Origin of the sequence: Aquabacterium sp., from assembly GCF_049274795.1 — a bacterium.
In the GTDB taxonomy this organism is placed as follows: Bacteria; Pseudomonadota; Gammaproteobacteria; order Burkholderiales; family Burkholderiaceae_C; genus Aquabacterium.
The window spans coordinates 26,470-34,313 of the sequence record NZ_JBASTH010000082.1 but is presented as its reverse complement, the minus strand read 5'-3'; the positions used below and the strand labels follow the sequence as shown (position 1 = coordinate 34,313).

Sequence of the window (7,844 nt, the reverse complement as noted above, 5' to 3'; positions counted from 1 at the left end):
CCATGCGCCCGGCGTGGGCCACGGCCTGCCAGCGCTGGCGGCGGCTCAGGCCCGCCTGGGTGGCATGGGCAGCCAGGCGGCGGCGGTAGGTGGGCGACAGCGCATAGGCGAGCCAGCCCATCAGGCTGCCCAGCGGGTACAGCACACCCAGCGGCCAGCGGGCCAGCACGAAGAACACTCGGGACATGGGGCCGGATCTTACTGGTGCTGCGGGCGCGGTACTCCTGCGCGCATCAGGCCCATGTCAGGCGATGGGGCAGGGCGTTTCCGCTACACTGCGCCATCGCCGAGTTAAAGGAACAACTTGCGGGGCGATTCATAAATGCCGCTAAAGCGTTCGCCGCTGCCCAGAGTGACGACAGGAACTCTCCCCAGCCCCGGCGACGCCGAGGTTCAGTTCGTCAACTTTGCCAATTGGAGGCACACACACGTGGCCAGCGATTTCCTCTTCACCTCAGAATCCGTCTCTGAAGGCCATCCCGACAAGGTGGCGGACCAGATCTCCGACGCCATCCTCGACGCCATCTTCGAGCAGGACCCCGTCTCGCGCGTGGCCGCCGAAACCCTGTGCAACACCGGCCTGGTGGTGCTGGCCGGCGAGATCACGACCAACGCCCATGTGGATTACATCCAGGTGGCGCGCGACACCATCAAGCGCATCGGCTACGACAACACCGAGTACGGCATCGACTACAAGGGCTGCGCGGTGCTGGTGGCCTATGACAAGCAATCGAACGACATCGCCCAGGGCGTGGACCGCGCCAGCGACGACTACCTGAACATCGGCGCGGGCGACCAGGGCCTGATGTTCGGCTACGCCTGCGACGAGACGCCCGAGCTGATGCCCGCGCCGATCTATTACGCGCACCGTCTGGTCGAGCGCCAGGCCCAGTTGCGCAAGGATGGCCGCCTGCCGTTCCTGCGCCCGGACGCCAAGAGCCAGGTCACGATGCGTTATGTGGATGGCAAGCCGCACAGCATCGACACCGTGGTGCTGTCCACCCAGCACGCCCCCGAGTGGAGCCTGGGCGACAAGATGAAGCCCGAGTTCAACGAGGCCGTGATCGAAGAGATCATCAAGCCCGTGCTGCCCAAGGAATGGCTGCAGAACACGCGCTACCTGGTGAACCCCACCGGCCGTTTCGTGGTCGGTGGCCCGCAGGGTGACTGTGGCCTGACGGGCCGCAAGATCATCGTGGACACCTACGGCGGCGCCTGCCCGCACGGCGGCGGCGCGTTCAGCGGCAAGGATCCGACCAAGGTGGACCGCTCGGCCGCTTATGCTGCCCGCTACGTGGCCAAGAACGTGGTGGCCGCCGGCCTGGCCAAGCAGTGCCAGGTGCAGGTGGCGTACGCCATCGGCGTGGCCAAACCCATGAACGTGACCATCTACACCGAAGGCACGGGCGTGATCTCCGACGAGAAGATTGCCGCGCTGGTGAACGAGCACTTCGACCTGCGCCCGAAGGGCATCATCCAGATGCTGGATCTGCTGCGTCCGATCTACAGCAAGACAGCGGCTTACGGGCACTTCGGGCGTGAAGAGCCGGAGTTCTCGTGGGAGCGGACGGACAAGGCCCAGGTGCTGCGGGACGCAGCAGGCCTGAAAGGCTGAGACACGCGCAGCGGGGCTCCCTGGGCCTTGCGGCGAGGCGGCATCGCGTGAGCGATGTCGCCGCAGCCACAAAGCGGCGGAACTGCGTGCAGCGGCTGGTCTGTAAGGCCAGCATCCGCCGCAGCCACAAGGCCCTGGTGACGAAGGAGCCATGATCGCTTGCGCGGTGGTGGCTCTTTTTGTTTGCGGCTGCTTGTCGTCGCGCTTTGGCGTAACACCGCAAGGCGGGGCTGGGGCGGTGCCTGTCCGGGCTTCAATGTTGGCGGTCACGCCTGTGGCGTGACTGCTCTCCGGTGCTCGTCCAGGACAGGTGGCTGCGCAACTCGCCCTGCGGGCTCAAACATGCTCGCCATCCCCTGGCCACAGGCCAGGGGCAGACCTGTCCCTCCCTGCGCGCCTGCGACGCCAACAAGGCGCCCGGCCAGGCACCGCCCCAGCCCTTTTCGCCTTGCTCCGGGCATGCACAGATATCGCTAGCGCAACTCTGTGCCATCTGGTCGGCCTTTGCTGGCAAGCATTACACTGAGTGTGCATGGATCAATCACATCAACTTCTTGGCACAGGGCTTTACCCTCTGCACAGGGCTTCGCGCCTTGTAGGAGAAGACGTGCGTACCGTCAGGCGATGGCTCAAAGGCTATTCCTGGAAACATCAGGACGGTCGACGGTCCTCGGAGCCCTTGTGGCCATTGCAGTACGCTGCAGACGATGATTTGGCGAGTGAGCAGGTGCTTGGATTCAAGGATCTGCTGGAACTGCGGACCGTGGCCCGCTTTGTCCAATGCGGCGTTTCGTTGCGAGTCGTGCGCGAAACCATCGACGTTGCTCGTCAGTACCTAGGCGACTATCCCTTGCACGCGCGCAGGTTCGTGACCGATGGCCGCAAGATATTCCTGGAGGCGGTTGAGCGCGCGGGCGAAGAGGCGAGGATGTTGGATGTGAGGAATCGCCAGTTCGCGATCGAATCCGTCATCAGGCCGAGCCTCATCGAAGGCATCGAGTACGGTGCAGATGCTCAAGCACTTCGCTGGTACCCTGAACCCAAGCGCAAATTGATCGTCCTGGATCCCGCGCTTCAGTTCGGGGAGCCGATCATTGCTGATGCGGGGGTCCCCACGGACACACTGGCGGCGGCATTCAAAGCCGAGCAAGGCGATGCGCAGCGTGTTGCGCGTCTGTACAGGGTCACACCGCAAGCAGTCAGAGCGGCCGTGGCTTTCGAGCAAAAACTGGCTGCGTGAACTTTCTCTTCGACAACAACCGTCCTCCGGACCTGGCTCATGCTGTACGAGAGTTGTGTGCCAGTGAGCCCGATGTGGATCAGGTCTGCCATCTGACAGACCTGTTTGCGCCGAGCACGCCGGACCTTGATTGGATCGAAGGGTTGGGCAAAGGCTGGTACGTCGTCAGCATTGACAAGTTCGCCAAGAGCCGAGGCGCAGAGCGAGAAGCGCTTCGCAGGGCTGGGCATACGGTGTATGTGCTCGACCCACAATGGTCAAGTCACCCCTTCTGGATCAAATCCTCTCGTCTGATCTTGTGGTGGCCTCAAGTGCTGGAGCATGCGCGGTTGATCGAAGGGGGTGTCCATCGCATACCCTGGAGGCATACCTCAGGCAAGAAGTTCTTGAGCCTCTGAGGCCTGGCTTCACCGTCGGTCCATCCCCGGCGGATGCCCGAACCACCGCTTGTACGCGCGGATCAAGGCTGCCGCCTCGCTGTAGCCCAACGCGGTGGCGATGTCGTCCAGGCGGGCGTTGTCCTGGCGCAGCCACTGCGCGGCACGGCCTGAGCGTTCCGCGTCGGACAGCGCCTGCAGGCTCTGGCCTTCGTCGGCCAGATGGCGGCGCAAGGTGCGCTCGCTGCAGCGCAGGCGCCGTGCCACGTCGCCACCATCCGGCCAGGGCCCTTGTGCGCCGTGCTGCTGGAACACCTCCCGCACCCGCTCTGCCCAGTTCACGGGGCGTGAGCCGATCACCTGGGCCGCGCGGGCCTCGCACTGGGGCTGCAGCAGCCGCACCATCAGGGCGTTGGCCTCGGGCATGGGTTCGTCCAGACGGGATGGGTCCATGGCCACTTCGGTGACAGGTGCGCCTACCTCCACGGCCACGCCCAGCACGGCTTCGTAGCGGGGTACCTCGCTGGGCGTCACGCTGCTGTCGAAACGGACGCGCAGCGGCGGCGCCTCCCCATCCTTGAAGAAGGCGCGCAGCAGCCCCACGGTGAAGGCCACGTCGCGGTCCAGGTAGAAGCGGCGCAGCGGGCCCAGGTGCTCGCCGCCACGCAAGCGCAGCAGGCCAGCGGCCAGGTCGGCCTCGGGCGTGAAGTGCGTGTAGCTCAGGTTGATGAAGCGCAGGAACAGCGCCATGGCCTCGCGCCGCGTGGCCGCGTGCGGCAGGATCAGGCCCAGGTGGCCGAAGTGCATCAGGCGGTAGCGCTGGCCCACCTCCAGCCCGCAGTCGGCGCGGTCGGCCTGCGCCACCCAGTTGCCGAAGAAGGCCTGCTCCTGCAGCGGGGTGATCAGGGCCTCCGGATCGCCCAGTTGCGCCTCGCTGATGCCGGTGCCCTGCAGCAGGGCCTGGGTGTCGTGGCCAAGCCCGCGCCGCCAGGCGACGAGATCGGCCACGGCCAGGATGGAAAGTGCGCGTTGAGGGGCGATGGAGGGCCACATGGCGTCGGCCAGCATAGCCCGCCAGGATCCGGTCTGGCATCGGGGTTTGGCCGCAATGGTCAATCACCTGCCGCTATGGTCATGGCCGTGGCTGAGGGGCCTGCCTAGCATCCGCCGCATGGACACCCCTGATGACGACATCTTCCGCCTGGACGAAGGCGAAGCGCGTGCTTGGCTGCAGGCCGTGCAGCGCCATGCGGCAGAGATCATCGGCCTGCGGGTGCAACGGCCCGAGCACCCGATGTCGCCCGACACCGTGCGTGGGGCGATCGGCAGCCTGGCCGATCAGGGGCTGCTCAACCGCGGTCAGGCGCCGGCCGGCGGGCTGTGGGATGACGATGAGGACCCGGTGCAGCGCGCGCTGTCGCTGGACGTGCTGCGGGCGGTGGCGCATCACAACGCGGGCCTGGCGCTGCAATTGCATCTGCAGGCCCTGGCTGCCCGCCTGGATCGCGCCACCGGCCTGGTACCGGCGCAGGCGGGGATGTTGTCGCTGCAGGGGAGGCATGGCCTGGGGCGGGGCGCTGTCTGGCCCGCCAGCCAGGGGCAGCCTCTGGGGCCCGAGCAGGCCACGCTGATGGCCGACAACTGGGCCTGGCCCACGCCGGCCGCACCTCGCCTGCTGCATGCGCTGCCCGACTGGCAGGTGCTGTGGCTGCCGGTGTGGTCGCCGTTGCAGGGCTGGGGCTGGCATCGCCTGACGCGCGCGGAGGTGCGCGTCGACACGCTGCCCCACAGCCATGGCCTGGATGAACTGCACACGCAGGCGATCGCCTGTGCATCCACCACGTCACCCCGCCTGGATGGCGAGCAGGCTCGGCAGGCGTGGGTGCGTCTGCAGGCCCTGCACAGCCTGGGCCTGCAGGCCATCAGCGAGGCCGTGGTGCAGCTCGCCTGGGCCATGGCCCGTGAGCACGCGGCGCTGCGCCGGCAGGGCGGGCAGACCATCCTGGGCCACGTGGCCGTGCAGCAGTTGCTGCAGCAGGCCTATGAGGCCGTGCAGGGCAGTGCGCAGGCCCTGGCCGCGGCGGTGCAGCCCAGGGCACCCTGGCCGGATCTGCCCTCGCGCTGGCGTGACCGTGCGCGCTGCCAGGTGGCCTTGGCCCATGGGGCCAGCGCAGCCCTGCAGGTGTTCGGCGGGCAGGGCTACATGCGCGACAGCGGCCTGGAAAAGGCCGTGCGTGATGTGAACCACCTGCGCCTGCTGGGCGGCTCGCCCTCCGAGCTGCGCACCTGCGTGGCCGCCTGGGAGGCATCCCAACCCATGGGCTGGCACGCTGGTGAAGCAGCCTTGGCCACGGGGCTGGCCGCATGAACGCGCCCTGGCCCCTGGGCGCGAGCGCGCAGCCCTTGAACATCGCGGGCCACCTGCCGCCCGACCATGCCCTGTCGCCCCGCCACGCCCTGCAGGCGCTGGACCCCAAGGTGCGCTGGCTGCTGGCCTACGCCCCCCGCAGTACCTGGGACACCGACACCGCCAGCCTGCCATGGCGCCTGCAGCGCTTCCGCGCCCGCGCCCGCGCCTTTGCCCAGACGCATCTGGCGCCAGCAGCCCTGCACATTGATGCCTTGCCGCATTCACCCGTTGGCGAGGTGCCGCCCGAGGCACTTCAAATCCTGCGCGAAGCCGGCCGCCAGGGCTGGCTCAGCGACCTGCTGCCAGCCCCCATCGGCAGCTGCCACTGGCTGGACGCACCGTACCCCATGGTCTGGCGCACCTGCCTGAAGGTGGAGGAGTTCGCCCGTGCCTGTGGCGGCCTGATGCTGCTGCTGTGCGCGCACTTCCTGGGCATGGGGCCCATCCTGGCCTCGGGCCAGCTGCCGCTGATGTGGCGCGCCCTGCGCCCTGCCACCCAGGCCAATCTGCGTGGTGAGCCGCACCTGTTCGCCTTCGCCATCACCGAGCCGGGCGCTGGCTCCGATGCGGAAGATGGCCATGGCGCCGCCACCAACCGCCCTGGTCTGGTCGCGCGCCGCCAGGGCGATGGCTGGTGCCTGAACGGCCACAAGGTCTTCATCAGCGGTGGCGACATCGCCCGCCAGATCATCGTGTTCGCCGCGCTGGAAGGCGAGGGCTTTGACTCGTGGACCTGCTTCCTGGTCGATCAGGCCAGCCTCGGTCTGCGGGCCGCGCGCACCGAGCTGAAGATGGGCATGCGCGCCTCCAGCGCGGCCCATCTGGTCTTCGAGAACGTGTGGGTGAGCGATGCCTGTGTGGTGGGCGGCCTGCGGGGTGGCTGGTCGCTCAACCGCGCCACGCTCAACCTCTCGCGCCTGCCCGTGGCGGCCATGGCCGTGGGGCTGGCGCAGGCGGCGGTGGACATCGCGGTGGACCACGCCTGCACCCAGCGCCTGGGTGGCCGCCCATTGATCGACTTCCAGGATGTGCAGCTCGCGCTGGCCGACATGATGGCCGCCACCAGCGCCGCCCGTGCCCTGGTGTGGCAAAGCGCCCGCAGCTGGTCGCCGCGCCAGGCCGTGGCCTCGGCCGCCAAGTTCCACAACACCGACACCGCCATGCGCGTGATCGAGCAGGCCATGGACCTGCTGGGCGAGCACGCCGTGCTGCACCGCCACCGCCTGGAAAAGCTCTACCGCGACGCCCGCGTCACGCAGATCTTCGAAGGCACCAACCAGATCAACCGGCTGGCCGTGATCGAGGACCACCAGGAGGCCTTCGCCGCCCTGGCCGCCTCGGCCCGCCACGATGGAGACACCCCATGCGCCACAGCCTGAGCTTCGCCCCGCAGGGCGATGATCCCTTCTTCGACGTGCCCGCCACCACGGTGCAGACCAGCACGGGGCCGGTGCAACTGCCCATCCTGTACCGGCGCACGCGCAACCTCAACGCCTTCTTCATGGTGCCCACCGAGCGGGTGAACCGTGTGCTGGTGCAAAAGGGCGCAGGGGCACTGTCACCAGGTTGCCAGATCGGCGGGCGCGCGCTCGTGGCGCTGGCCTGCTACGACTACCAGGACACCAGCATCGGCCCTTACCGTGAGATCGGCCTGGCCGTGCCCGTGCTGCCGCCAGGCGTGCGCCCGACGCTGCGCCATTGGCTGCAGACCCTGACGGATGTGGACAGCCCCTCGCGGCAACTGGGTTTCCATGTGCTGCACCTGCCGGTGGACACGGAGGCCGCCTGTGCGGCCGGGCGCGAGATCTGGGGCCTGCCCAAGTTCGTCACGCCCATCGCCTATGAGGACACGCCGGGCCAGGCGCGCATCGTGCTGCACGACCCAAGGCACCCCTACAGGGCCGATCTGGCCATCCTGAGGTTGGAAGGGCGCCTGGGCGCGGGCCTGCCGGGCCCTTCGGTGAGCCCGCTGCTGTACTCGCACCATGAGGGCCAGTGGCTGCGCACGCCCGTGCGGGTGCGGGGCGGCGGGCAGGCCCATGTGCGCCCGGCCCTGCGGCTGCGCACGGGCGGCAGCGCCCATCCCATGGCGCAGGTGATCCGTGAACTGGGGCTCGATGGCGCGCGGCCCTGGCTGGCCATGGCCACCGAGCGCTTCCAGTCACGCCTGCCGGCCGGCCAGCCCATGGGCTGAACCGGCCT

The 7,844-nt window shown here is 68.3% G+C and carries 7 protein-coding genes and 1 pseudogene; 6 read left to right on the top strand and 2 right to left on the bottom strand.

Features of this window, described 5'->3' with window-relative positions:
• Positions 1–187: pseudogene (locus WAQ08_RS13135) on the bottom strand (lysophospholipid acyltransferase family protein); the annotation flags it as partial.
• A 243-nt stretch (positions 188–430) separates the two neighbouring features.
• Between WAQ08_RS13135 and metK the strand changes: the two are divergent.
• From metK to WAQ08_RS13120, 3 genes are all read left to right on the top strand, one after another.
• Positions 431–1,615 carry a methionine adenosyltransferase gene (gene metK / locus WAQ08_RS13130; protein WP_422192030.1) on the top strand — a complete coding sequence of 395 codons (1,185 nt, stop codon included), beginning with the start codon at positions 431–433 and terminating at the stop codon, positions 1,613–1,615.
• A 532-nt stretch (positions 1,616–2,147) separates the two neighbouring features.
• On the top strand, positions 2,148–2,855 hold the full coding sequence (locus tag WAQ08_RS13125; RefSeq protein WP_422192029.1) for a DUF433 domain-containing protein: 708 nt from the start codon (positions 2,148–2,150) through the stop codon (positions 2,853–2,855).
• Positions 2,852–3,253, top strand: coding sequence for a hypothetical protein (locus tag WAQ08_RS13120; protein WP_422192028.1), 402 nt, complete (start codon positions 2,852–2,854; stop codon positions 3,251–3,253). Before WAQ08_RS13125 ends, WAQ08_RS13120 begins: the two co-directional genes overlap by 4 nt.
• A 9-nt stretch (positions 3,254–3,262) precedes the next feature.
• On the opposite strand, the gene WAQ08_RS13115 is transcribed toward WAQ08_RS13120, so the two are convergent.
• Complete coding sequence (locus WAQ08_RS13115) at positions 3,263–4,285, bottom strand: AraC family transcriptional regulator ligand-binding domain-containing protein (protein ID WP_422192027.1); 1,023 nt, start codon at positions 4,283–4,285, stop codon at positions 3,263–3,265.
• Between the two features lie 118 nt (positions 4,286–4,403).
• On the opposite strand from WAQ08_RS13115, the gene WAQ08_RS13110 reads away from it, so the two are divergent.
• The 3 genes from WAQ08_RS13110 to WAQ08_RS13100 are packed head-to-tail and all read left to right on the top strand — an operon-like array spanning position 4,404 to position 7,836.
• Complete coding sequence (locus tag WAQ08_RS13110) at positions 4,404–5,600, top strand: acyl-CoA dehydrogenase family protein (protein ID WP_422192026.1); 1,197 nt, start codon at positions 4,404–4,406, stop codon at positions 5,598–5,600.
• A complete protein-coding gene (locus WAQ08_RS13105; protein WP_422192025.1) occupies positions 5,597–7,021 on the top strand; it encodes an acyl-CoA dehydrogenase family protein in 1,425 nt (474 codons plus the stop codon). Before WAQ08_RS13110 ends, WAQ08_RS13105 begins: the two co-directional genes overlap by 4 nt.
• Complete coding sequence (locus WAQ08_RS13100) at positions 7,006–7,836, top strand: acetoacetate decarboxylase family protein (protein WP_422192024.1); 831 nt, start codon at positions 7,006–7,008, stop codon at positions 7,834–7,836. The genes WAQ08_RS13105 and WAQ08_RS13100 overlap by 16 nt, the downstream gene beginning before the upstream one ends.
• The last annotated feature ends 8 nt before the right edge of the window (positions 7,837–7,844 follow it).

What these genes read in the sequence shown, in the direction of transcription:
- WAQ08_RS13110 (WP_422192026.1), top strand. Translation starts at nt 4,404, where the DNA reads ATGGACACCCCTGATGACGACATCTTCCGCCTGGACGAAGGCGAAGCG.
- WAQ08_RS13105 (WP_422192025.1), top strand. Translation starts at nt 5,597, where the DNA reads ATGAACGCGCCCTGGCCCCTGGGCGCGAGCGCGCAGCCCTTGAACATC.
- WAQ08_RS13115 (WP_422192027.1), bottom strand. Translation starts at nt 4,285, where the DNA reads ATGTGGCCCTCCATCGCCCCTCAACGCGCACTTTCCATCCTGGCCGTG.
- WAQ08_RS13125 (WP_422192029.1), top strand. Translation starts at nt 2,148, where the DNA reads ATGGATCAATCACATCAACTTCTTGGCACAGGGCTTTACCCTCTGCAC.
- WAQ08_RS13100 (WP_422192024.1), top strand. Translation starts at nt 7,006, where the DNA reads ATGCGCCACAGCCTGAGCTTCGCCCCGCAGGGCGATGATCCCTTCTTC.